This window comes from Tunturibacter psychrotolerans, from assembly GCF_040359615.1.
GTDB lineage: Bacteria > Acidobacteriota > Terriglobia > Terriglobales > Acidobacteriaceae > Edaphobacter > Edaphobacter psychrotolerans.
Map to the genome: position 1 here is coordinate 3526680 of NZ_CP132942.1, position 22687 is coordinate 3549366.

Here is a 22687-nt window from a genome sequence, read left to right on the forward strand (position 1 = left end):
GCCCGAAGGAGAGACGATGACCGATTCGGACAATAAGAGACTACTCGCAGCACTGGAGGCCAACTGGCAGGCGGAGATGGAAGGCCACTACACCTATTCGGCGCTGGCCAAAGGAGAGACTGATCCACAGCGGCGGAACGCTTTACGAGGTCTGGCCTCTGCAGAAAAGCATCATGGCGGCCTTTGGGCTGGACGGATTCTGGAACTCGGTGGACAAGTGCCCCAGTACACGGGGAGTGCATCTGGACAGGCCGAATCGTTGGCAACGCGGATAGGTGGAGCGGATCTCGCCTTGCGCCGCCTGGAGATCGACGAGGGTCGTGATATTGCCAAGTATGGAAAGCAGCTGAAGGCGCTCGGCGACGAACCAAGCATCGCGATTCTCAAGGAAGTGATCGCCGATGAACGAGAGCACTATCAAACCTTGGGAAATCTCATCCGCTCACGACGCCCTCTGCCTGCAATGTCTCCTGAGCAGGCGCAGGAAGAGCTCGATAGTCTCCTCAACGCCCGGAAAGAAGGCCATCCGCAAGCGGCAGGCTGGGTTGGCGATGCCATCTACGGCGTGAACGATGGGCTTGGCTCTATCTTCGGGATCGTCTCCGGCGTCTCCGGAGCGACACTTGGTAACAGCCACTTTGTTCTAATTGCCGGCTTGGCCGGAATGGTGGCTAGTGCGCTCTCCATGGGATCTGGCGCGTACCTTGCCGCGAAGAGCGAGCGGGAGATCTTCGAAGCAGAGTTTGCAAGAGAGCGGGAGGCCGTTGAGGACAACGAAGCGGAGGCTCGCGAGGTGCTTTCTCTCAACTATCAAATTCGGGGACTCCCGGAAGAAGATGCAGAACGCTTTGTCGAGCATTTAGCGAAGAACAAGGAGCAACTCATCAAGGCGCTTGCGCGTGAGCGTCTGAATACAACCGAAGAAGGACTCAGCAAACCGCTGGTCTCTGCTGTCTCAGGAGCGCTCTCCACTGCAGTAGGAGCGTTGATTCCGATTGTTCCATTCTTCTTCATGGCAGGGATCCCGGCAGTGATTGTTGCCGCGATCGTGTCACTGATCGCACATTTCGCCGTAGGGGCCGCGAAGTCTCTGATTACCATTCGCTCCTGGTGGAGTAGCGGTCTTGAAATGACGATTGTTGGCGCTGTTGAAGGTCTCGTAACTTACCTAATTGGAATCGGCATAGGCAAAATTGGAGGCGGTCAATAGAGCTGGTCAGTTCTGGCGAGGCTCGAACCGACTTTAACGTGTTCATTGGCCTGTATTCGGCAATCATCCTGTCGGCCGACGAAAGCGTATGATTGTTCCCATTCGACATTAATGCGTGGCGAATTTATTGTCTATGACTCGAGCACGATATTCCGACGCGCCGTCCACCATCGCGCCAGGCATTACCCTGCGCGGCGATGCGTTTGCAGATGCCGATCTGGCAATAGGTGGCTTAGTCGAAGGTTCGATCCGATGCGGCGGCACATTAGTTATCTTGTACGGCGGTACGGCGAATGCAACCATCAAAGCAGAGACATTAGTGATACACGGGAGCGTGGTTGGCAATGTTGATGTGTCGAATAAAGTTGACCTTCGGAATGGTGGAAGTCTTATCGGAGAGGTGAGTGCTAGCCGGATATGTATTGAGGAGGACGCGTTCTTCAAGGGCGTTATCGATATCCATGAATCTCCAAAAGGGACTCAATTACAGACCCCTACGCCACCGAAGCATGTGCTCGCCGTAGAAGGATCCTCGCTGGTGGATCTGTATGATTCTCAAGCAGAAGAAGAGATTACCCAGGGCCTTTATCAAACTCTTCCTGACGACCAATCAACTTGGGATGCCTCGTTTCCTACGGTAGGTCATAAGCCCATGCAGTAGACAATTTTCTTTATGAATACCTTCGCAGGATTAGGCCCGCTGATACGACCGGAGTCATCGTATCCAAAGTCGCGGGCGCTTTCGCAGCCACCCTGCTCTTCAAATGGTTGACACCTTCGCTCCCCGACAGCGGTGCGAAAGTACTTGTGGACCTTCTCGAGGATCACGAACGAAATTCACTTGGTCGCCATAGGTCTCTATGACGGGGATTCCAAAACCGCGAATTTCTTGGCGTCCCAAGCCATGCCGATTTGGAACCAAGTCCTCGACTGCCTTAAAACCCTTGAATCACTGCGGAAACTTTATACATATTCGTGACTGCCTCTGCCTTTGAGGCACATTCGGCCCATTTAGGTCATCTCTTTGTATATCCCTACTAGGTATAGAACTAGGGCTTTACTGGTAACAGTGTGCCAGACATCCAAAAGCACACTATGCTCACTTGAGTGCGGATTGCTGTTGCCACCGATCTCTAAGGGTCTGGTGATCCCTACGGTGTAACCTGCCTCAGGGCATCAGCTAAATTGCTTGTGAGGGGCCATGTTAATTGCATACATCGACGAGTCCGGCCATTCTCGCGATCCCAAGTCCCATTTCGCTGGCATGGGTGGGCTGATAGCAGACTCAGCTGATTGGGAGAGATTCACATCAGATTGGTCGAGTGCTCTCGCCGATGCCGGGATTCATGACGGCGAGCTACACATGCGCCATTTTGCTCACAGTCGAGGTCCATTCCAAGGTTGGACGGAGTTGAAGCGACGGGAATTGATGGCTAGACTGATCGATGCCATCGTAAATGCGAAGGCGATCCCGGTCGGATGCGTAGTGTCGTTAGATGACTACAATGCTGCGCCTGAGCTATTACAGAAGTTCTACAAAGAACCCTATTTCATGGCGTTTCAACACGTAACGAGGGGAGCATCATTGCAAGCATTGCCTAAGGAGTGGCCGCCGAAGCTCGAGACCGTTTCGATGGTCTACGCTGAACAGCGCGAGTTCGGAGCGACCAAGCCAAGAGATTCCAAGCCGAACCTCAAGAAGGGTGCGGCAAATGAATTGTGGTCTGCAATGAAAAAGTTGACGGTTTATGGTCAATGGATGGGAAGGTTCTCGACCGATTCACCCAAGAGTTGTCTCCCGCTTCAGGCGGCTGACCTCTTCGCGTATGAACTGGTCAAGGAGTTCCAGAACATACTAACGAAGCCGGAAAACGGCATGCGGTGGGCATTAAAACAAATACTTCGGTTAGGTGGCCCAAAGCCATTGGTGCAGTTTTACGACGCACACGAGATGATTAGAATTTTTCTTGAAGCTACAGGGCAAGACCATCACGCGAGTAGCGTGGTCAACGGCTTGCTTACGGAGTCGTGGTTGCGAAAGATAGCTATCGGGGATGTACTCCGGGCGCGGTTGAACGAAGTGAAATAAACATGCGAGTCGAAAGTAGGATCAGGAAGATTAGTTAGCCGTCTTCTGAGTTTTGATCCAGTCCTCAAGTGGTTTTGATTGGTACGGGTCAAGTGAAGTTCCGATCGAATGGTTAAGGATTTTAACTGCTGAATAGCGACTGCTCAGACTACGGGTCGAAACCCCGTACGCTGCAATTTGAGTGAGGGTTTCCCCACTGACCGTGCAGTTTGCCATCAAGAACTGCAACTCTTGAAGCGCGTAGTGATCGACTCGTTCTTCTTCAGGTCGCTTGCTAAAGGCGTTTAGTCGAAGCCCGAGGTCACTCTGCACACCGACGCAATCTCTTCCCATCTGCCGCGCCAAGTCAGGTGGCGTTAATCGCGGCGTCCCGGCGAAGGAGCGCATTCGGTCTCGCAATGACTCGAGCAGAACTCGACTGTGCGGTGATGCCGTTTCCACCCGTTCAGCCTCAGCGTATAAGCCGATTTCATCAAGCCGAAAAGATTGAGGATCATCCATTGCGTATGCAACGAGTGCGAGAGCAGCTTGATTAACTGGGCTACTGTTCATGGGCTTAGAAGCAATTAGCAGCGATTCGTCCAGTTTGGTGGGCCCAATGAGATTCGAACTCATGTTATCGCCGTGAAAGGGCGTTTCAGGCTCTTTGTCAGTGTTTGCTTAGATTATCCAAAACGTGCATTCGTCCATGACTGGCGCGGCTTTGTAATGTCCTTTCGCGCGGCTCTCTTTGGCTCGGTTTGCAACTGTTTTCGGTTCTATCGTTACCGCAGCGTTACCCTTTGACTTGGCGAAGTGCTTTGAACACCAATGAACTCTATCGTCTCAGTGCGAACTAGACGGTCAAAGGCATTGGTACGCCTTGCAGGGTGACGAACCGCTGAGGTTCGCAACATGCTTTTTCCAACCTTGCAAGATCAGCTTGCATATCCCTGTCACCTTTGAACGAGTGCAACGTCGCATCCAAAATTGAAGCCACCTTCGGATCATCGGGCCGCTCGATTCGATAATGCATCCACTTCCCATCGCGCCGGGCCTCAACAATTCCCGCACGCCGTAGATACGCGAGATGACGGGATATCTTCGGCTGTCCTTGCTTCAAAATCTCCACAAAGTAGCAAACGCACACCTCACGTCCATCCATCAGATTCAGCAAGCGTAAACGTGTCGGGTCTGTGAGAGCCGCGAACAATGTAACCAGATCAGATTTAGCAGTGCGTCCCATAAACTAAAGCATACGCCTTGACAGATATGTTCACCACAACATACATTCGTCTTGGCGTATACGAGGACGTCCGACTATGGCAACCCAAACCGACATTCGCAACAAGTACGGCGCTATCGCCAGAAACGTCTTAGACACCGGTGCGACCGCTTGCTGCGATCCTGCAATGCGATGCTGCGATCCAATCACCAAAGACCTGTATGGCGCTCTGGAGACGGAGGGCTTACCAGAAAAGGCCGTCCTCGCCTCTCTCGGATGCGGAAATCCAAGCGCTCTCACAGAACTGAAGGCTGGGGAAACAGTGCTTGACCTTGGCTCAGGTGGCGGTATCGACGTATTACTGTCGGCGAAGCGTGTAGGGTCGGCCGGCAAAGCCTACGGTCTCGATATGACGGATGACATGCTTACACTTGCACGAGAAAATCAGCGTCAGGCCGGAGCCACCAACGTAGAGTTTCTGAAGGGTGAGATAGAAAACATTCCGCTCCCTGATAGCTCCGTCGATGTCATCATCTCAAACTGCGTAATCAACCTCTCCGCTGACAAATCCCGTGTCCTCAAGGAAGCCTTTCGCGTACTCCGTCCAGGCGGGCGTTTCGCTGTGTCTGACGTTTTAGTGCGGGGCGAGGTGCCGGATGCGGTTCGTAAAAGCATGTTGCTTTGGGTTGGTTGCATCGCCGGGGCGTTGGAAGAGGCGGACTATCGAGCGAAGCTGAAAGACGCCGGATTCGAGAACGTGGACTTTGAGCCAACCCGCATGTATGAAATCGAAGACGCCCGCGTGTTTCTCACTGAGGCAGGTATCGCTGTGGACGAGATCGCCCCAAAAGTCGAGGGCAAATTCCTCAGTGCGTTCATTCGCGCAACGAAGCCAGCCGCTCCAGGAGGCCGTGAACCTGTAGCTAGTGCCCGGAATATCGTATGACAGCTCCTTATAACGTTCTTTTTCTATGCACTGGCAACTCGGCCCGCTCGATTATGGCTGAGGCCATTTTGAAGCAAAAGGGAAAAGGCGCGTTCTCTTCGTATAGCGCGGGTAGTCATCCGTCTGGGGCAATCCGGCCAGAGGCGTTACAGCAGATCGAAGCCGCCGGTCTATCTACTGAAGGGCTGCGTAGCAAGTCGTGGGATGAGTTTGCCGTGCCCAACGCGCCGCATATAAATTTCATCTTCACCGTTTGCGATAACGCGGCGAACGAGGTCTGCCCCGTTTGGCCGGGCCATCCGATGACCGCTCACTGGGGTATTACTGATCCGGCAGCCGTACAGGGTACGCCCGAAGAGAAGGCACGCGCATTCTGTGACGCCTTCACAGTCTTAGACCGCCGAATCAGTCTCTTTCTATCCCTGCCACTCTCTACACTGGAGAACCTTGCAATTCAAAGAGAACTCGACAGCATCGGCAAGCAATGAAGCCCACACTCTCACGTCGCATCGTTGCTGAGTTCACCGGTACGCTTCTCTTACTCGCAGCCGTTGTAGGTTCTGGGATTATGGGAGAGAAGTTAGCAGCGGGCAACGTCGCTCTCGCGCTACTTGCGAACACTATCGCAACCGGCGCTGCGTTGGTCGCGATTATCCTCGCCTTTGGCCCCATCTCAGGGGCGCACCTTAACCCCGCTGTAACGCTTGCTGATGCATGGCAGGTGGGATCGCGTGGCGCGAGACCCGGGCTTACATCCTCGCTCAGATCGCAGGGGCATTCGCCGGGGTGATCGCAGCCCATTTCATGTTCAGCCTCTCCACTGTCTCAGCCTCAACCCACGTCCGCAGTGGCCCGGCGCAACTCTTCAGCGAGTTCGTGGCCACATTCGGACTCCTCGCTGTCATCTGGGGATGTGTCCGAAGCCGCCCATCCGCAGTCCCCTTTGCCGTGGGTGCCTACATCACCGGTGCGTATTGGTTCACGGCGTCCATGTCATTCGCTAGCCCCGCCGTGACGCTTGCCCGATCCATGTCAAATACCTTCGCAGGAATCAGGCCCGCTGATAAAACCGGATTCATCGCGGCCCAAGTCGCGGGGGCTTTCGCAGCCACCCTGCTCTTCAAATGGTTTGCACATTCGCTCCCCGACGGCGGTTCGGAATGACTTGTGAAACCTCGCCGGCGACCCCAGGATCTAAGTAGGCTTGCAAAATTAGATCCTCAAGAGGCAAAGCCGTTCTGTTGACCCAGGTATTCCTCTCGTAACTTGCTGATCTAGAATGATTGCAATGCCGATAGACCTCCGACCAATCAGCGATTTACAGGTGCTAAAAATCCTTAACACGACTGAAGGCCATTTCGCAGACCTAAAGTCTAAGGATATTCAACCAGCGAAGCTAACGAAAACGATGGCTGCTTTTGCCAATGCTGACGGAGGCGAACTATATGTCGGCGTCGATGAGATAAAAACGGAAGGCCGTCGCCTTTGGCGGGGATTTGCTTCAGCTGAAGAAGCAAATGGACACATCCAAGCGCTCGAGAGCTTGTTTCCGCTCGGGTCCGATTTTGAGTACACCTTCTTGGCCGCGCGAGACAATCCCGGCGTGGTCCTTCAAGTTGTCGTCCACAAAACCACACAAATCAAGGCCGCGAGTGGAGGAAGAGTCTATGTGAGACGAGGCGCCCAGAACTTGCCGCTGATTACAGAAGAGGAGTTGTCGAGACTGCGATTCAATAAAGGAATTGCGTCGTTTGAGAATGAGTTGGTTCAAGCAGAACTGGACCTCATCATGAATTCAGTGACCGTAATAAAATTTATGCTCGAGATTGTACCGACTGCCGATCCAAGCCAATGGCTCCGCAAACAACGGCTAATCCTAAACGACAAGCCGACCGTGGCAGGTCTGATTCTATTCTGTGACGAACCACAGGCCGTTTTACCCAAACGTTGTGGAATAAAAATCTACCGGTACAAGACCAAAGATGCCGCAGGAACGCGGGACACTCTCGCGTTTGACCCTATTACGATAGACGGAAGTGCGTACGATCAGATCCATGACGCGGTCCAACGCACGGTCGAAGTCATTGAAGGCATTAGCACGCTTGGAGCCGTCGGGCTTGAAACTACAGCTTATCCACACGAAGCACTGCACGAAATCATTACAAACGCGGTCTTGCATCGTGATTACAGCATTGCAGATGACGTCCACGTCAGAATTTTCGACAACCGTGTAGAGGTGCAAAGCCCAGGAACTCTTCCTGCTCACATTACAGTCGAAAACATCCTCGATGAACGATTCGCTAGAAACGGAAGCCTGGTTCGTCTAATCAATAAGTTCCCGAACGCTCCCAACAAAGACGTTGGCGAAGGTTTGAACACAGCGTTTGACGCCATGCGCCGGCGTGGGGGCTGTGGAAAAGACATTTGGTGGAAAAGTCCAAGGTGCAAAGACGGACTTTCCCACCAAACTTGGAAATCCCGCATAGTGCGCGGGATTCCCACTTTCCCCCAGCCCCGACGACTACTAGTCATTTACACAAAGCTGAAGACAAGGACAAGGCGGTGTTGCAGTCCTAATGGCACTTAATCCTACCTCAAAGCAACAAGGCAAAAAGTACCGGAAGGTCTGATAACACATATTATGTATATTGACATCCTGCATGACTAATGCACGCCGGTTCGACGTGTGGGCAGCGTTTCGGAGCCAGCGGGCACTTCGACCGCACCGCCGTTCCTCTCGGCAGAGTGGAAGCAATTGCGCGCGCGATCCGATGGCCCTCAAACCAGACGAGAAAACGAGACTGCTCTGCTCCGACGAGCCGCAATTGATTGATCCACGTATAGTAAGCGCCCATATCGGCGTCCACCTGAGAACCTTCTCGATCCTGCGGCTGTTGCAACGGGTCGCGGACCAGAAGTTGCTCCATCGGAGCGCTCGCCTGCCGAGTTGAGAATCGTGCAAACAGAGTAACTCTGACACCCTTCATAAGAACGGCCCAGACCACACACTTACGATGAAGGCCGACTGGGATCCAGACTATGGGACGAAGCGGTCCCTCATTGGAGCTCGAATCACTTCAAGCCTATCGAGAAATTGACTGGCTCCTAGCTATCTAGCTGTCGGATGATTCACGCAAAATCATCGACTCGCGCGGGGTGGGTGTTGCGTGACAGTGGCAAAATCGATGCAACAAAAGCCGCCATCTCATGAATAAAGGTTGATGTCGTTCTTTATCAATAGCTTATGTGCGCAACATGTCGCCATAACTACCTAGAATCAGACTTTCCGGTAGTTGCGCAGGTGTTGCGCGCAAATCACTCGTCCGTTCAAGTAAAAAGGTTGTCATTTTGAGAAGTAAATCATTGCCTGGACCTTTCTACCCTGTTGCTCTTCGGCACCCGAACTACACGCGCTGCTTTCGCACCTTTAGGTGCCGCTTTCCTCGAGCTTTTCCTGGGCCGTTTCCTTGCTCAGGAAGACGAATTTGCGAGAGACTTGCCGACGCAAGTTTCCGCCCAGAATAACGAACTCACGCCAAAATCATTCCAAAATAACCCCAAGGAGCCACGCAATGCACCACAACAACCACGCTTCACACCACATATTCACCACAAATGACCGCAAGCAAAAGACGCCCGTAAACCAGCCGAAGCTGCTTCACGGGCGCTATTGAATCCGGACAAAAAAGGAGAGAGCCATACCTCAGCCCTCTCCCCAACGACAACTTAGTAAGGCCGGTAGTAGCCCGGACCGTAGTAATAACCGGGTGGCGGAGGAGGAGGATACCTGCGACGGAACTGCGGATCCGCTCCCACCGGAACGCCCGCGCCCAACCGGTTCAACTCAGCCTGCGACACAGTGGTTATATCCGCCGACTGAGTCAGATGGAACACCAGGATCGCTTCAGGAGGTAACGAAGCTTCGCCACGACCGGAGGCGGCGGACACACCCAAACCGGCGACGCCGCCGATACCAGCTCCAACCGCGGCGCCAACACCGCCGCCAGCCACACCGCCAATCAAAGCGCCAACTGCACCCAAACCAACCGTGTTCGCGACCGTACTCCCAGTCTTATCGGCCCCCTGGTGCCACCAGAAATCAGTAGCAATCGGATAAACCCTGCCAGCTAGCGAAACAGAATTTAGTTGCAACTTTAACTCCCCTTTGCCCTTCAACTCGCCTGCAGTATGCACCGCAACCACGGTTCCCTGAATGGAAGCACCTCGAGGAATCGCGATCGCACCACCAGCAACCACGTCATTCAGAACCACTCCGTCGAACGCGGTCCCAACCGTGGTGCTCTTGCTGTTCATCCCCTGGTTGATACGAACCCGAAGGTTCGTTCCAACCGGCACAACCACAGCGTCTCCACCCTTCTGCGCCACATAAGGCCGAGGCGGAGGATACTGTGGCGGGTAAGGCTGACCATACGCCGGATACTGTCCCTGCTGCTGCCCCTGATAAGGCGGCGGATATTGGCCACCTTGCTGAGGAGTCCCATAGGCTGGCGGATACTGCCCAGCCTGCTGCCCCTGATACGGAGGCGGGTACTGACCGCCGGCCCCCTGCGGTGTATTTGTCGCGGACGGAATACTCGGGGCGCTATTTGGCGCGGCTGGATTCTGAGTTTGAGGAGGAGCAATCGAACCATCAGATTGAAGATTCGGATTCGTCCCTTGCGTTGCGTCCTGCTGTTGCGAAGGTTCGTTGTTGGTGACAGGCGGCACAGAGCCGACGACCAATTGATCAACAACCTTCACAACCCCAGCGGTATTCGAAACCAGGTGATCCGCCAGATCACGCAACGGCTCATCCCGCACAGTCCCACTCAGCGTCACCACACCATACACGGTAGTGGAGGTGATCGCCTGATCGGCCAACTCCGGGGCACCAGCCAAAGCCTTCAAAACACTCGCTTCAATCTGGGCGTCGGGCATGGTTGCTGGCTTGGACTGCGCAAGCCCTGCACCGCCCGCCAACACCAGACATGTCATCAAAAATGTCGCAACCGCAAACTTCGAAAAAGACATGCACTTCCACCTTCGGTACATACACCCCTCCGCTCCCCCTCTGACGTGGCACTCCATCCGCCACGCTAATACTCTATGGATGCAGACTCGGTTTTCAGAAAAAAGTTACGCTCGCCCCGACTCAACACAGGCAAGAAAGGTGCTCGTGCCTCTGTTCCGGAGTTGATTGACCTTAGCCGAAAGTAACGTTATATTCAAAGAGCGGGGTGGAGCAGCCCGGTAGCTCGTTGGGCTCATAACCCAAAGGTCGTAGGTTCAAATCCTACCCCCGCAACCAAAGAACTTACTGATATTCAAAGGCTTAGGAGATGTCGACTCCCGAGCCTTTTTCTTTGATAGGAGACAAGCCGACAACAACATCTGCATTCTCTTCTTCTTTCAGCTTTGCTACGGCTTCGTTGACGGCTCTCTCAAGCTCCGCACCGACTTGCTGCGCAGCCTCAAGATTCCGACCCCATTCAGGTTGACCGCCATACACGTCCAGGGTGAACCATCCGGTGAGCGCGTGTCCTAGCGCATCCGCGCTGAGTCAGTTCAGCAAGTCGCGTTCGTCAGGCTCACACTACAGTTCGGAGGGAGTTTTTCCTGCAGCCGCTGGAGCTGAGGGTGTTGGACGTACGGCCGATGGCCGGCGTGTCTACTTCGTTGCACCGGAGGCACCGTATGGAGCCTTGGCTGAGAAGTCCCTCGTGCGGTCTGAACGATGCGTGCCGATTCCGGATGTGCTCGACGACATCACTGCAGCGGCGATTGCGAATCCTGGGATGTCGGCGTGGGCTGCGCTTGTCGAACGTGCTCGTCTGCAGCCCGGAGAGACTGTCTTGGTGAACGGTGCAACGGGGACGGCGGGGAGGCTTGCCGTACAGCTTGCGAAGCATCTTGGGGCGGGCAAAGTGATTGTGACTGGTCGCAACGCGGTGGACCTTGAGGAGGTAAAGACGCTCGGAGCGGACAGTGTGATTCCCTTCTCGCTGGGCGCTTTGCATCCGATGGGAACGAAAAAATATGAGGAAGCGCTTGTGAAGGAGTTCGCAAATGGCATCGATGTCGTCATCGATTATCTGTGGGGAGAGAGTGCGAAGACGATAATCGTCGCCATTGCGAAGGCTGTGGACGACGCGACGCCAGTTCGCTTTGTTCATGTGGGCGGAGCTAGTCGTGAGGAGAATATCGAACTGCCGGGAGCAGCGCTGCGTTCGTCGGCAATTACGTTAATGGGGAGTGGGCTGAAGAGTGTTCCTATGTCGGCATTAAAGGATGCGATCAGGAATGTGTTTGACGCTGTCGCTACAGCGAATCTCAAGATTGCGATAAAGACTGTGCCGCTTTCGGAGATTGAGTCCACCTGGGATGATGCTCCCGGTAAACCACGAGTGGTTTTCACGATGGGGTAGTTTCTGGTTTGCCTGAGCTGCCAGTACACCAAACAGAACCGTGTAGATTAGCTCGGGTTCGGCTTCTTGCGTAGTTCAGATAGTGGGTAGAAGGTGCCTCGCCAGGTGACGCCGCCGTTCTTCAGCGTTGTGATCATCGAGCGGACGATGGAATAGACGATGAGGGTGGCGCTGAGGGGAAAGATGACCGCATACCAGGGTGAGACTTTGCTTTGTCGGCTCGAGAGGATGTAGAGGAAGGCGACGGAGGCGAAGGTGAGGATTGCCGGTGTGCGAGTCTGCGGGAGCGCGAGAAAGGCCACGGGGACGATGCAGAAGAGCGTGAACCAGACGCAGGAGAGTAGAGCGACGATTGGGTTGTAGCGGAAGATGGCGAAGAGGTTTTTCATGAGGCCGTTGAGGATTCCGTTGACGCCGCTGGCCCAGTGAACGCTGACGAGGTCGGGACCGGTGGCGATGCGTTGGCGGAGGTGGGCTCTCTTGATGCGCCTGCCGAGGGCGAGGTCTTCGACGATCTCCATGCGAAGAGCTTCGTAGCCGCCGATCTGCTGATAGGCGGAGGTGCGGAGGAGGTTGAAGGCGCCTACGCCGACGGCGTCGCGGAGAGCCTTGGGGTCGGAGATGCGCCAGGGACGGACGGCCCAGAGGCCCATGATCTGGAGATAGCTGAGGAGCATGCCTTCACCTATGGTGCGAACGAGGGCGGTAGGGAGGATGACGAAGTGATCGGCTTCGGTGGCGACGGTGTGGGCCAGGGAGAGGCGGAGAGCGTCGGGGTGGAAGTAGATGTCGGCGTCGGTGAAGAGGAGATAGTCGGGGCGGTGGAGAGAGATGGCGTGGCGCGCGGCGAAGGCCATGGCATGGGTTTTACCGAGCCAGCCGGTGGGGAGTTCGGTGATGTGGAGTGCGGTGAGTTTGTCTGAGTGCTGCGCGGCGAGAGCGTCCATAATCGCACCGGTCGAGTCAATGGAGCGATCGTCGATGGCGATGAGGTGGAGGTTGGGGTGTTGCTGGTTGAGAAGAGATTGGAGGCAGGCGGCGATGTGGGCGGCTTCGTTGCGTGCGGGGATGATGACCGTGAGGGATGGGTTGTTGGGTGGGGTTAGATTGTGCGCTGGTGAGGTGAGATCGGGAACGCGGCGGAGGAAGGCGGCGGCGGTGATTGCTTTCCAGAGCCAGGCCAGGGCGATGAGCCACGCAAGCAAAGTGAGAATGAAATGAACGGCAGAGTGCAATAAATCCTCATGATAATAGACAGCGGGATCAATGGTTGTTGGGATGGCAGCAGTCGTAGTCGATCTGCTCGTTCCAGGTCGCTGGACGACCTTCGGGGGTCATGTCGAAGATGTTCCAGATAGTGTCGATGGTGCCGAGATGGCGTGGATCCTGGCCGGGGTCGGTGGGAGTGAACATCAGCTCGGAGCTCCAGAAGTGGCGGATCTGGTCTCCGTCGCGATGGAAGACGGTCATGAGAGGAAGCTGATCGCCGTTGGGGTCTTCGGCTTGGTAGTCTCGTTTGAAGTTGTTGTTGGCGGAGGAGAGGAGACGTAGGTTTTTCCAGCCGCGCTCGCGTGCGTACGTGGAGATGCGTTCGATGGGGGCTTTGGCTACGACGACGAAGTTTAGGCCGGAAGAGGCGAAGTGGATAGCGGTGGGGTCGAGCGCGTCGAGTAAGGCGGTGCAGGAGGGGCAGGGTGAGTCTTCTAGCTTCAGCTCGGAGGTTGCGCCTCTGACCGGGCCGGGGCGACTGTCTTTGCTCCAGCGCGGGAACATGAAGTTGTAGATGACCAGGGAGTTTTGTTCAGGGGTGAAGAGTTGGGAGAGCTTCACCTTTATGTGCTTGCCGTTGGGGCCGATGGTGTCGAAGACGTAGTCCTCGGGGATGAGGCCGCCGGGTGGCAGGCTGCGGCGGGCGGCGGCTACGGATTCCATGGCGCGACGGAGGCTGATCTCTTGCTCGAGGAGGTGATTGCGGGCGGCGCGATATTCGGGGGATTCTCCGGGGAAGCTGGTGGGCATGGGCTGATCCTTTTCGGATGAGATGGGCGGTCAGGCGATGTCGGGTTGATCGGCGTGGAGGGGCGGGGCGTAGCGGGAGCCGATGAAGAAGATGACGGCTGCGAGAAGCATGGTGATGAGAGTGGAGCCGAGGCCGAGGTTGAGGGTGGAGCGGTCGCTGACGGCTCCGATGATGCGGGGGGAGATGGCGTCGCCGAGGGCGTGGATGATGAAGAGCTGGCCAGCCATGGCGGTGGCGCGGATCTCGGGGCGGACGGCGTTGAGGGTGGCGGCGTTGACAGGGCCGGTGCCGAGGAAGATGAGGAAGATGGCGACGCCGAGGCCGTAGAGGGTGAGGTTGTGTGGGCCGAAGAAACATAGGAGCGCGGGTGGAACGGCGATGGCGGCGCTGATGGCGGGGACTAGGTAGAGGGCTTTGGAGTTGGTGCGGGACCACTTCTGCGCGATGGTGCCGCCGGTGATAGTGCCACCGAGGCCGGCGACTACGGTGATTGCGCCCATGATGTAGGCGGCGGAGGATTGGCTGCGACCGTCGATGCGTTGGAGGAACGAGGGCATCCACCAGGAGATGCCGCCGAGCGAAAAGGTGACGGCTGCGTAACCGAGGATAGAGCAGAGGTAGGCGGGGTTTTTGATGAGGGAGAGGATGGTTCCCTTCTCTACTTTTGCTTTTTCGTGCTGGCTTGCGCCGCGTGCGGGCTCCTTCATGAAGATGGCTATGAGGATGGCGAGGAGCGCGGCGGGGATGGCGGAGACGATGAAGGACATACGCCAGCCGTAGTGTTCGCCTACGGTGCCACCGACGAGGTAGCCGAGGGCAGCGCCTACGGGGATGGCTACGTTGAAGATGGTGAGGACGCGGTTGCGCTGGTCTGGCTCGTAATAATCTGCGAGGAGAGAGGGGGCGAAGATGCCGAAGCTGGCTTCGCCTACGCCTAGTGCGGCGTGGCGGATGTTGAGCGAGTCGTAGGAGTGAACGGTGGCGGTGAGGAAGTTGATCGCGGCCCAGAAGAGGGCGGCGATGACGATCATGGGCTTGCGGGGAAAGCGGTCGCCTAGCCACCCGGTGATGGGCGAGGTGAACATGTAGGCGATCATGAACCAGAAGGTTAGGGTGCCGATGTGTTCGTCGGAGAGGTGGAACTCAGCTTTTACCTGCTCCTGGACGCCGGGGAGGATGTAGCGGTCGATGTAGTTGACGAAGTTGAGGGCGGTGAGGAGGACGAGGGCGGTGGTGGCTCCGGCGACGGAGGCTGTGGGTTTGGGCTTCTGCGTGGTCGAGGAGGCCATCTCGATGGAAGGATAGCAGGTGGGGTTTGGGTTTTTTTTATTGGGGTGGTGGGAGGGTGGTTTTGTTTGGGGATATTGAGATTTTTGATTGTTTTGTTGTGGTGTTTTGGTGGTGAGAACGTGGTGGTTTGTGTGGTCGACGTGGCGTTTTGGCTGGCGCTTTTTCGGGGATGAAAAATGCGCCAGTTTTTTGAGATTTATTTTTGCGGGGGCGTTTCCGTGCGGGGGTAGGTGGCGGTTACGACGGTGGAGATGCCGCCTCGGGGGCGGAAGTCGCCTACGATGACTGCCCAGACTGGATTGCAGGCTTTGACTACGTCGTCGAGGACCTGGTTGACGATGTTTTCCTGGAAGATGCCGAGGTTGCGGTAGGTGAAGAGGTATTCCTTGAGGGACTTGAGCTCGAGGCAGCTCTCGCGGGGCATGTAGCGGATGGTGAGGCGGCCGAAATCGGGTAGGCCCGTCTTGGGGCAGACGCTGGTGAACTCGGGATCGTCGACGAGGATCTCGTAGGCCTTGAACTGGTTCTGCCAGGTTTCGATGGCGGGGAAGGTGACGTCGAGGCCGGCTTTGGCGTGGTCGTCGGTGTAGCCGGTGGTGTGCGGGTTTGGAAGGACTGCGGTGCTCATACGTCTATTTTAGCTTGTTTGGCGCGGGTTTTGTTGGGTTTGGGCCTGGGTGGGACGGTTCACCTATGCTAACCCTTTTTGTTTTCTTGCGATGATGCGGGCAGCGCGAGAACGTTTGCTACTGAATGTAGTCCTGAGACGAGGCTGTGCCTGAAAGCAGGAGAGATTAGTAGCACTGTGAGATCAATGCAGGTCCTTCGACTACGCCTCTGCGATGAAGCTGCAAGAGGCTTCGCTCAGGATGAAAAGTTTAGGAGGGAGAGCAGATCACGGTTCCTGGTACGAAGGGGAGAGTGGAAGGGCCGTGGAACGGAGGGTCCAGGTGCGGCCGTTGTGGCGGAGGTCGGTCAGGGTGAGGGGGGCTATGTCGATACGCCAGAAGGATTGGGGTGGGGCGTTGAGGGTGTGAAGGATAGCGGCGCGGATGACGGCGGGGTGAGTGATGGCTATGGTGTGGGAGTGCGTGTCTGGTGTCTCGGGTGGGAGTGTCGCCAGCCAGTTCGTCACGCGGGTGATTAGGTGGGCGATGGATTCGCCGTTGTGTGGGGTGGAGTTGGGGTCGGAGAGCCATTGGGCGATGGGTGCGGGGTCTTCAGCATAGAGGTCGTTGAGCGTGCGGCCTTGCCAGATGCCGTATGCGATGTCTCGGAGTTCGTTGGTTGGGGTTGCGGTGAGGTTGAGGGCTTCGGCGGTTTGTTGGGTGCGGAGTTCCGGGGCGGTGAGGATGTGTTGGGCGCGTGGTGATTGCCAGTTGATTGCGGCTAGTTTGGTGAGGGCGGATTCTTCGATGGGTTCGTCTGCGGGAAAGGCGGAGAGGCGTTGCGCGGAGGTGGAGGCGTGGCTGATGAGAGTGAGGCGGGTTGGCACGTTTGTCGATTCTCCGTGACGTGTGGGTAAGGGCGCGTTCGGGTTTTTGATCAATTGTCGAAGAGTCGATTTTGCAGCAAGTTAGTCCTCAAAAACCTGGGTGAAACTATTCAACGCTTTTGTCGGGTTAGTTATGCAGAACTATTCTTTCTTGCCAAAGAGTTTAGAAAGTTTCTTCTTTATTGTTGCGGCGTTGCCTTTCATCAGGCCGTTGACATCAGCGGTGATGACAGGTTCTTCTGCTGTGCCGGTGATGGTGATGGGGATACCGCTGGCATTCGAAGGTTTGGCGGCGTCAGAGGTGCTGTTCATCTTTGTGAGAAGGTTTATCCCGACCTTATTTAGACCTTTCGCGTTCGTGACCTTGGAGATCAAGTGGAAGTTGAGCTGTCCGGAGGGCGACACAGTGCCGCTGCCGGTAGACACACCAAGTGCAGGCAGGACTGAATAGATCTTCGTGCTTTCGCTGCCTGATTTGGTAATGCGCACGTTGGCCCGGGAGACATCGATGACAGCGGTATCGCCAGTTTTGATGCCGCCCAAAGCGGCGATACCAGCGATTTTGGAGCCGATGTCGTAGCCTACCAACGTTGTATTTTTGATTTCGTAGGAGCCGACGATGACGTTGTCTGTTGGCGAGCCTTTGATGGTGAAGTCGGCGGACAGCGTTCCGCCCTTGAGCGTGGCATTGTTGGGGAGCTTTACGCCGACGGCTGGCATGAGGGCCTGCAGGTCGTTGAGGGGGACACTTTGAGCCAGCAGCTTGAGGTCTAAGACTGGAACGTTTGCGGTGAGTTGATAGTTGCCCTTGATGTGAATTGCGATGGCGCCGGTTTGAAAGACGAGATCGGAGACCTGGCCACTGTTGCTTTTGAGGGAGTGGACGATCTGATAGCTGAGATCAAGAGGGAGCGGAGCAGCCTTTCCTCCTTTGAGGATGATGAGATGCTCAGCGTGGACTTTGCCGTTACTGGTGACATTCGTGCCGTCTGAGACGAAGTGCGCATCGAGGCCCGCGATCGTTGAGACTCCGGCGGCTGGGTCAACGTAGCCGGCGGTGACAGGGTCGAGGTGTTGAATTTTGACCTGTGTGTCGAAGGCGGTGGAGGCGGCGTCTTGAGGATTGATAGGCCCGACGGTTCCGGAGACATCTACCTTGCCGTCGCCGGGAAGTGAGGCACTCACCCTAAAGGGAAAGGGTTGGGCTAAGGAGAAGTGCTCCACTGTGACGTTGAGATGGTCGTAGACCTGGGGGTTTTTCTGCGAGGGCAGAGTTTCGATCGTTGCGTTGCCATCTTTGATGATGATTCGGTCGACCGGGAGATCAGGTAACGAGGTCGGTCGGGTGGTGTCCAGACGGTCGGTGCCGTGACTCAGGGTGGAGAAGTTCCAGGTTCCATCCTCGGCGCGGATCAGATGGATTTGGGGAGCATCGACCTCGAAACTTCGAATAAGGAGTTCGTGGTGGAAGATCAGAGGCTTCATCTGAACGCCGATGTGCAGTAGTTTCGCCGTGAAGAATGGAGTCTGACCGAACTTAGGATCTTCGGCGATGGTGAGATCGTCCGCCTCCAGTCTGCCCTTCGTGAGGGAGAGACTCAAATTGCCGAGGGTGACCTTGCGGGAGAGGGCTGTGCTGAGTCGGCTCTCGATCTTAGGGCGAAACGTGTTGGCGTTCACGAAGAAGGGGATGGCTGCAGCTACGACTACTGGTAGTGCTATAGCTGCAGCCAGAACGATCTTGACCGACTTCTTCATGAATCCTCCGTTGTGGCAAAGTCCCACCCAATTGTCACCGACTTTCCTCACCTGGAGGGTTTGATTGGCAAAAAAGAGTAAAGGCGGTCCCGCTCTCGCCAGAAAGGTTCGACTCGAAGTTGACGCACCGCCAAATTACTCGGGAGCTTGACTTTGATGATTGTGGGACATAGGGTTGAGATAGATTTTGATGAGGATGGAAGAAGCCGGTGAGAGTCCGGTGCGGTCGCGCCACTGTGATTGACCTGTAGTTCGGGTTGAGAGCCAGACGTTCTTTCCTTGTTCGAATAGCAATGCGTGGGACGCATGATCCCTGGAGGTTTTACGATGGCTCAATCCGCTTTTAGTTCTGTTGCACAGCCGGTTTCAATTCCTGTTGTTCCGGTGCGTGAGATTCTGCCGTATGCGATTTTCGGTGGGCTGCTGTTGCTGCTGGCGATTTATTTTGTCGGCGCGGAGCAGGGCGCTACCTCGATGTTTCGCGGGACGATGGTGCATGAGTTTTTGCACGACGGCCGGCATCTTCTCGGCTTTCCCTGCCACTAAGTAGAAAATTTTGATGACTCGAACTCTGCTCCTTCGCGGGATGCTGGTGGGCGTTGTTGCGGGCCTGCTCGTCTTCGCGTTTGCACGATGGATCGGCGAGCCGCAGGTAGAGCGCGCGATTGCGTTTGAGACCGCCGCGGCTCAGGCGCGGGGCGAGGCTCCTGAGCCGGAGATGGTGAGCCGTCGTGTGCAGAAGAGTGTTGGCCTGCTGACTGGCACCGTTGTGTATGGCGCGGCAATCGGTGGATTGTTCGGGCTGGTGTTCGCGTTTGCTTATGGGCGGATTGGGGAGTTGGGGCCGCGGGCTCTGGCGGCTGTGCTCGGCGTGCTGGGATATGTGGCCGTGGTGCTGGTGCCGAATTTGAAGTATCCGGCGAACCCTCCGGCGGTGGGGAGTCCCGATACGATTGGAGCGCGGACTGGGGCATACTTTTTGCTTATTGCGGTTTCGATTGCGGCGATGGTGTTGTCGCTTCAAATGAGACGCGGGTTTGCGAAGAGGTTTGGAGAGTGGAACGGTTCCCTGCTGGCGGCGGCTTCGTTTGTGGTGGTCGTGTGTGCGGTGGCGCACTTTTTGCCGGTGGTGGATGAGGTTCCGGCTGGGTTTCCGGTGACGCTGATGTGGAAGTTTCGCGTGGCGGCGCTCGAGATTCAGGCGGTGCTTTGGGGGACGCTGGGGTTGGGGTTTGGGTGGTTGACTGAGCGTGAGTCGGCGTTGGGACGGCCTTCCAATTAAGTGAGGTAGATCTTTTGTTTTCCCGGTACTAGTGGATGGCTTTACTGCACCTCACATGAGGCGTGGCGATGCAGCTGGCCTGACAATTTAAGCAGAACGAATCGGCGCTGGTGGTACTACGACCTCAACGAGTCCCGTCGCTACGTCGTAGACGAGGCCCGAGATGAACCACTGGGCGGGCAGCGCGGGAATCGTTTTGAGAAACGCAACATCGCCGGCAACCGCGGCGCGGGGATCGGTTACGGATTTTGATTTGACTTCCCCTTCCGGTATTTGAAAGTAGTGCGCCAGCTTATCGGGATCGCCTGCGAGGCGAGTGATTCCGCAGTCGGTGTGCTGAAGCACGATGAGGTGAAACTCCCCTCCGCCAGCGGGGACTACTCTGGCAACCTCGCCGATTCGTCCGAGAAGGCCCAACTCCTCCAACACTGGTGGGGTAATTCGACCCCCAATGTTACGTATCACGAGGGCTTCGCCTGGTTTAAGTCCAAGCAGATGAGCGGGGTCAACCCGCATATCAGCGCAACCGATGATGGTTGCCTTTAGATTCGGCGTCGCTCGAGGAAGCGAGGGCATGAGTGTGCCCGCTGCAGACTGCTTAGCAGCATAGTCTTTGTTGCGTTGTAACAGATCGTCGAGATTGCTCATGTCGAGTCTCCTTAAGAGATGTTGCCGATGTTTGGCAAATCTGAATTCTATCGCGATGAAGAAGCCTGAGGATCACAGATGCCTAGAGAGACAAAGGGGAGATTTCTACCGATGTAGCCGCAGTTAGTCCTATACTTCCGCTAAACCGCTTGGCGGTTGCAGCCGCAGGTGCGGGGGAAGCTGTTGGAAGGGCCCGATGAAGGCGATTGTGCGCACACAGTACGGGCCACCAGAGTTGTTGCAGTTTGCGGAGGTCGCGACACCTGTGCCTGCGGGCAATGAGGTGATGATCAGGCTTGGTGCGGCGTCGGTGAATCCGCTGGACCTGTATTTGATGAAAGGTGCGCCGTGGGATCGGATTCCGGGGATGAAGAAGCCAAAGCCGATGGTGCTCGGCTGCGATGTTGCGGGCCGCGTGGAGGCTGTGGGCAGAGAGGTAACGCAGTTTCGGGCTGGGGACGAGGTGTTCGGGGTTACGGGTTTCAAAGGGAACGGATTTGCCGAATATGTCTGTGTCGCTGAGGAGAGATTGGCGCCGAAGCCGGTGAACCTGACGTTTGAGCAAGCGGCGGCTGTGCCAGTTGCGGCGATTACAGCGTTGCAGGGGCTTCGCGATAAGGGAAGGATTCGGCCAGGGCAGAAGGTTCTGGTGGAAGGGGCTTCCGGCGGCGTGGGCACGTTTGCGGTGCAGATCGCGAAAGCGTTTGGGGCTGAAGTGACCGCCGTGTGCAGTACGAGGAATGTGCATCAGGCGTGGTCGATGGGTGCGGATTGCGTCATCGATTACAGCAAAGAGGATTTCACTCGGAGTGGCCAACGATACGATCTGATCCTGGCTGCGAATGGTCATCATTCGATCTTTGACTACAGGCGTTTGCTCGTCGCGGATGGAGTTTATGTCGCGGCGGGTGGTGGTCTGGTCCAGATTTTCGAGACGTTTACGCTGGGGCCAGTGCTGTCGCGAATGGGGCGGAAGAAGATGGTGTTTTTTCTGGCGAAGGTGACTCGGAAGGACCTGGACTTTCTGAAGGAACTTCTGGAGAGCGGCAAAGTTGTTCCGGTGATTGATAGACGTTATCGGTTGAGCGAGGCGGCGGAAGCTCTCAGCTACCTGGCGGAAGGACATGCGCAGGGGAAGATTGTGTTGACGGTTTAGCGTTGTGTCGACGTTTTGAGATGCTGCGACGTCTGAGTTTCAGGACCGACGGGCATGATGTTCGCTTGCGTGATGCGGTCCTCCTGCACAAACGAAGACTTGTTTGTGGGCCCCGATTCGGCGGCCACCGCTATACCTGGCCGATGATGCCTCTGGCATAGGACGCACACTTCTCTACTTCTTCTGGCGATCGACCGGTTCCGGCGTAGTCGCAGTCTACGTATGCTGTGATCGGAACCTGCTTATCCTTGAAGAACTGCAGGACTGCTTTCACGCGAGCCTCGCCTTCGCCAAGCGGAACACTTGGACCTCCGGGCATCGCGTCCTTGAGGTCGAACGCAGACATGGACGTGTAGTTGGTTTCGACAAACTGCAAGGCGTCGATCTTTGCTTTCGTCAGGTCGCCTATGTCGGGGTCCATGCGGAAGTATTGAGAGGCGGCGAGCTGTTTCTTCACCTCGTCCAGATCGGCGACTTGAAGGCTGACGATCATTTGATGCTTGTCCGTTGCGGCTGCGACGACGCCGGTGGAGGCTGCGGGGAGGCGGGTGACGATTGAGTCCGCTCCCAGAGCTTTTGCCATCAGGAACTGGCGGTCGATCTCTGCGTCAGAGCTGCCGAATCTGATCGAATAGGCTTTTATTCTGAGGCCCTGTTTTCCAAAAGTAGACCGGATGTTTTCGAAGTAGCTCATGGGAACCGAGAGGCGCCATTGCGTCAGCGCGGCCTCGGTCGCCTTCTGTTGTTCCTGTTGCTGCGGCGTTGGAGATGATTTTGGAGGGTTGAAGACGCCGACGGGAAAGACGGGGTTGAACTTCGCGGGTTCTATGTGGGTGAACAGGATCTGAGCGTCTTGCAGTCTCGCCTGCTTCATCGTTTGGATGATGATGGGGATTGCTTCCTGTTGGGAGAGAGCTCGCAGGCTCCAGGTGTTCAGTCCGAGCTTGGGTCCGTTTTCTGCAAAGCCGAAGCTCTTGCGTGAGCAGGCGGCTGTAGCTGCGACCGCACCGATCGCCTGGGTGAACTGTCTTCTTGAGAGCTTCATCAACTACCTCACCAAACTGGGGTTAATTGCTTGCCGCGTGTGTTGGGCAATTCTAAATGGTGAGATTACCGTAGGTTATTTCTTGCGCGCTGTTGTTGGTGCGCGTGCAGTCCTGCCGG

The 22687-nt window shown here is 56.1% G+C and carries 24 protein-coding genes and 1 tRNA gene; 13 read left to right on the forward strand and 12 right to left on the reverse strand.

Features of this window, described 5'->3' with window-relative positions; translation table 11 throughout:
- Positions 1-16 precede the first annotated feature (16 nt).
- From RBB77_RS14610 to RBB77_RS14620, 3 genes are all read left to right on the forward strand, one after another.
- The gene (locus tag RBB77_RS14610; RefSeq protein WP_353062480.1) at positions 17-1210 is read left to right on the forward strand and encodes a VIT1/CCC1 transporter family protein; all 1194 of its coding nucleotides are present in this window, start codon (positions 17-19) and stop codon (positions 1208-1210) included.
- 133 nt (positions 1211-1343) lie between these two features.
- On the forward strand, positions 1344-1871 hold the full coding sequence (locus RBB77_RS14615) for a bactofilin family protein (RefSeq protein WP_353062481.1): 528 nt from the start codon (positions 1344-1346) through the stop codon (positions 1869-1871).
- 540 nt (positions 1872-2411) lie between these two features.
- Positions 2412-3299, forward strand: coding sequence for a DUF3800 domain-containing protein (locus tag RBB77_RS14620; RefSeq protein WP_353062482.1), 888 nt, complete (start codon positions 2412-2414; stop codon positions 3297-3299).
- A 30-nt stretch (positions 3300-3329) separates the two neighbouring features.
- Here RBB77_RS14620 and RBB77_RS14625 read toward each other — a convergent pair whose 3' ends face one another.
- Together RBB77_RS14625 and RBB77_RS14630 are read right to left on the reverse strand one after the other, a co-directional pair.
- Positions 3330-3914 (reverse strand): hypothetical protein, encoded by a 585-nt coding sequence (locus RBB77_RS14625; RefSeq protein WP_353062483.1) that lies wholly within the window; start codon positions 3912-3914, stop codon positions 3330-3332.
- Positions 3915-4134: 220 nt separating this feature from the next.
- Positions 4135-4524 carry an ArsR/SmtB family transcription factor gene (locus RBB77_RS14630; RefSeq protein WP_353062484.1) on the reverse strand — a complete coding sequence of 130 codons (390 nt, stop codon included), beginning with the start codon at positions 4522-4524 and terminating at the stop codon, positions 4135-4137.
- A gap of 76 nt (positions 4525-4600) precedes the next feature.
- On the opposite strand from RBB77_RS14630, the gene RBB77_RS14635 reads away from it, so the two are divergent.
- The 5 genes from RBB77_RS14635 (at position 4601) to RBB77_RS14655 (ending at position 8036) form a co-directional block, all read left to right on the forward strand.
- Complete coding sequence (locus RBB77_RS14635) at positions 4601-5449, forward strand: arsenite methyltransferase (RefSeq protein ID WP_353062485.1); 849 nt, start codon at positions 4601-4603, stop codon at positions 5447-5449.
- Positions 5446-5937 carry an arsenate reductase ArsC gene (locus RBB77_RS14640; RefSeq protein WP_353062486.1) on the forward strand — a complete coding sequence of 164 codons (492 nt, stop codon included), beginning with the start codon at positions 5446-5448 and terminating at the stop codon, positions 5935-5937. Before RBB77_RS14635 ends, RBB77_RS14640 begins: the two co-directional genes overlap by 4 nt.
- A complete protein-coding gene (locus RBB77_RS14645; RefSeq protein ID WP_353062487.1) occupies positions 5934-6239 on the forward strand; it encodes an aquaporin in 306 nt (101 codons plus the stop codon). Before RBB77_RS14640 ends, RBB77_RS14645 begins: the two co-directional genes overlap by 4 nt.
- Positions 6236-6613, forward strand: a complete 378-nt coding sequence (locus tag RBB77_RS14650; protein ID WP_353062488.1) for a hypothetical protein — start codon at positions 6236-6238, stop codon at positions 6611-6613. Before RBB77_RS14645 ends, RBB77_RS14650 begins: the two co-directional genes overlap by 4 nt.
- 124 nt (positions 6614-6737) lie before the next feature.
- Positions 6738-8036 carry an ATP-binding protein gene (locus tag RBB77_RS14655; protein ID WP_353062489.1) on the forward strand — a complete coding sequence of 433 codons (1299 nt, stop codon included), beginning with the start codon at positions 6738-6740 and terminating at the stop codon, positions 8034-8036.
- Positions 8037-9175: 1139 nt separating this feature from the next.
- Here the strand turns inward: RBB77_RS14655 and RBB77_RS14660 are convergent.
- Positions 9176-10480, reverse strand: a complete 1305-nt coding sequence (locus RBB77_RS14660; RefSeq protein WP_353062490.1) for a BON domain-containing protein — start codon at positions 10478-10480, stop codon at positions 9176-9178.
- Positions 10481-10680: 200 nt separating this feature from the next.
- Here RBB77_RS14660 and RBB77_RS14665 point away from each other — a divergent pair.
- Positions 10681-10757, forward strand: a tRNA-Met gene (locus RBB77_RS14665).
- Positions 10758-10781: 24 nt separating this feature from the next.
- Here the strand turns inward: RBB77_RS14665 and RBB77_RS14670 are convergent.
- Positions 10782-10958, reverse strand: a complete 177-nt coding sequence (locus RBB77_RS14670) for a hypothetical protein (protein WP_353062491.1) — start codon at positions 10956-10958, stop codon at positions 10782-10784.
- A 19-nt stretch (positions 10959-10977) separates the two neighbouring features.
- Between RBB77_RS14670 and RBB77_RS14675 the strand changes: the two genes are divergently transcribed.
- On the forward strand, positions 10978-11874 hold the full coding sequence (locus RBB77_RS14675) for a quinone oxidoreductase family protein (RefSeq protein WP_353062492.1): 897 nt from the start codon (positions 10978-10980) through the stop codon (positions 11872-11874).
- Between the two features lie 47 nt (positions 11875-11921).
- Here RBB77_RS14675 and RBB77_RS14680 read toward each other — a convergent pair whose 3' ends face one another.
- The 6 genes from RBB77_RS14680 to RBB77_RS14705 form a co-directional block, all read right to left on the reverse strand.
- Positions 11922-13109, reverse strand: a complete 1188-nt coding sequence (locus RBB77_RS14680; RefSeq protein ID WP_353062493.1) for a glycosyltransferase — start codon at positions 13107-13109, stop codon at positions 11922-11924.
- A gap of 28 nt (positions 13110-13137) precedes the next feature.
- On the reverse strand, positions 13138-13893 hold the full coding sequence (locus RBB77_RS14685) for a DUF899 family protein (RefSeq protein ID WP_353062494.1): 756 nt from the start codon (positions 13891-13893) through the stop codon (positions 13138-13140).
- A gap of 30 nt (positions 13894-13923) precedes the next feature.
- Complete coding sequence (locus RBB77_RS14690; protein WP_353062495.1) at positions 13924-15183, reverse strand: spinster family MFS transporter; 1260 nt, start codon at positions 15181-15183, stop codon at positions 13924-13926.
- 197 nt (positions 15184-15380) lie between these two features.
- Entirely contained in the window at positions 15381-15812 is a 432-nt protein-coding gene (gene queF / locus RBB77_RS14695; RefSeq protein WP_353062496.1) for a preQ(1) synthase, read from the reverse strand.
- A 267-nt stretch (positions 15813-16079) separates the two neighbouring features.
- A complete protein-coding gene (locus RBB77_RS14700; RefSeq protein WP_353062497.1) occupies positions 16080-16679 on the reverse strand; it encodes a histidine phosphatase family protein in 600 nt (199 codons plus the stop codon).
- 141 nt (positions 16680-16820) lie between these two features.
- Positions 16821-18437 carry an AsmA family protein gene (locus tag RBB77_RS14705; RefSeq protein ID WP_353062498.1) on the reverse strand — a complete coding sequence of 539 codons (1617 nt, stop codon included), beginning with the start codon at positions 18435-18437 and terminating at the stop codon, positions 16821-16823.
- A 327-nt stretch (positions 18438-18764) separates the two neighbouring features.
- Here RBB77_RS14705 and RBB77_RS14710 point away from each other — a divergent pair, with 327 nt between their 5' ends.
- On the forward strand, positions 18765-18983 hold the full coding sequence (locus RBB77_RS14710) for a CbtB domain-containing protein (protein ID WP_353062500.1): 219 nt from the start codon (positions 18765-18767) through the stop codon (positions 18981-18983).
- A gap of 13 nt (positions 18984-18996) precedes the next feature.
- Positions 18997-19719 (forward strand): CbtA family protein, encoded by a 723-nt coding sequence (locus RBB77_RS14715; protein ID WP_353062501.1) that lies wholly within the window; start codon positions 18997-18999, stop codon positions 19717-19719.
- A gap of 87 nt (positions 19720-19806) precedes the next feature.
- Here the strand turns inward: RBB77_RS14715 and RBB77_RS14720 are convergent, their stop codons facing one another.
- On the reverse strand, positions 19807-20367 hold the full coding sequence (locus RBB77_RS14720) for a carbonic anhydrase (RefSeq protein WP_353062502.1): 561 nt from the start codon (positions 20365-20367) through the stop codon (positions 19807-19809).
- Between the two features lie 196 nt (positions 20368-20563).
- Here RBB77_RS14720 and RBB77_RS14725 point away from each other — a divergent pair, with 196 nt between their 5' ends.
- The gene (locus RBB77_RS14725) at positions 20564-21523 is read left to right on the forward strand and encodes an NAD(P)-dependent alcohol dehydrogenase (RefSeq protein WP_353062503.1); all 960 of its coding nucleotides are present in this window, start codon (positions 20564-20566) and stop codon (positions 21521-21523) included.
- 130 nt (positions 21524-21653) lie between these two features.
- Here the strand turns inward: RBB77_RS14725 and RBB77_RS14730 are convergent, their stop codons facing one another.
- The gene (locus RBB77_RS14730) at positions 21654-22568 is read right to left on the reverse strand and encodes a hypothetical protein (RefSeq protein ID WP_353062504.1); all 915 of its coding nucleotides are present in this window, start codon (positions 22566-22568) and stop codon (positions 21654-21656) included.
- Between the last annotated feature and the right edge of the window lie 119 nt (positions 22569-22687).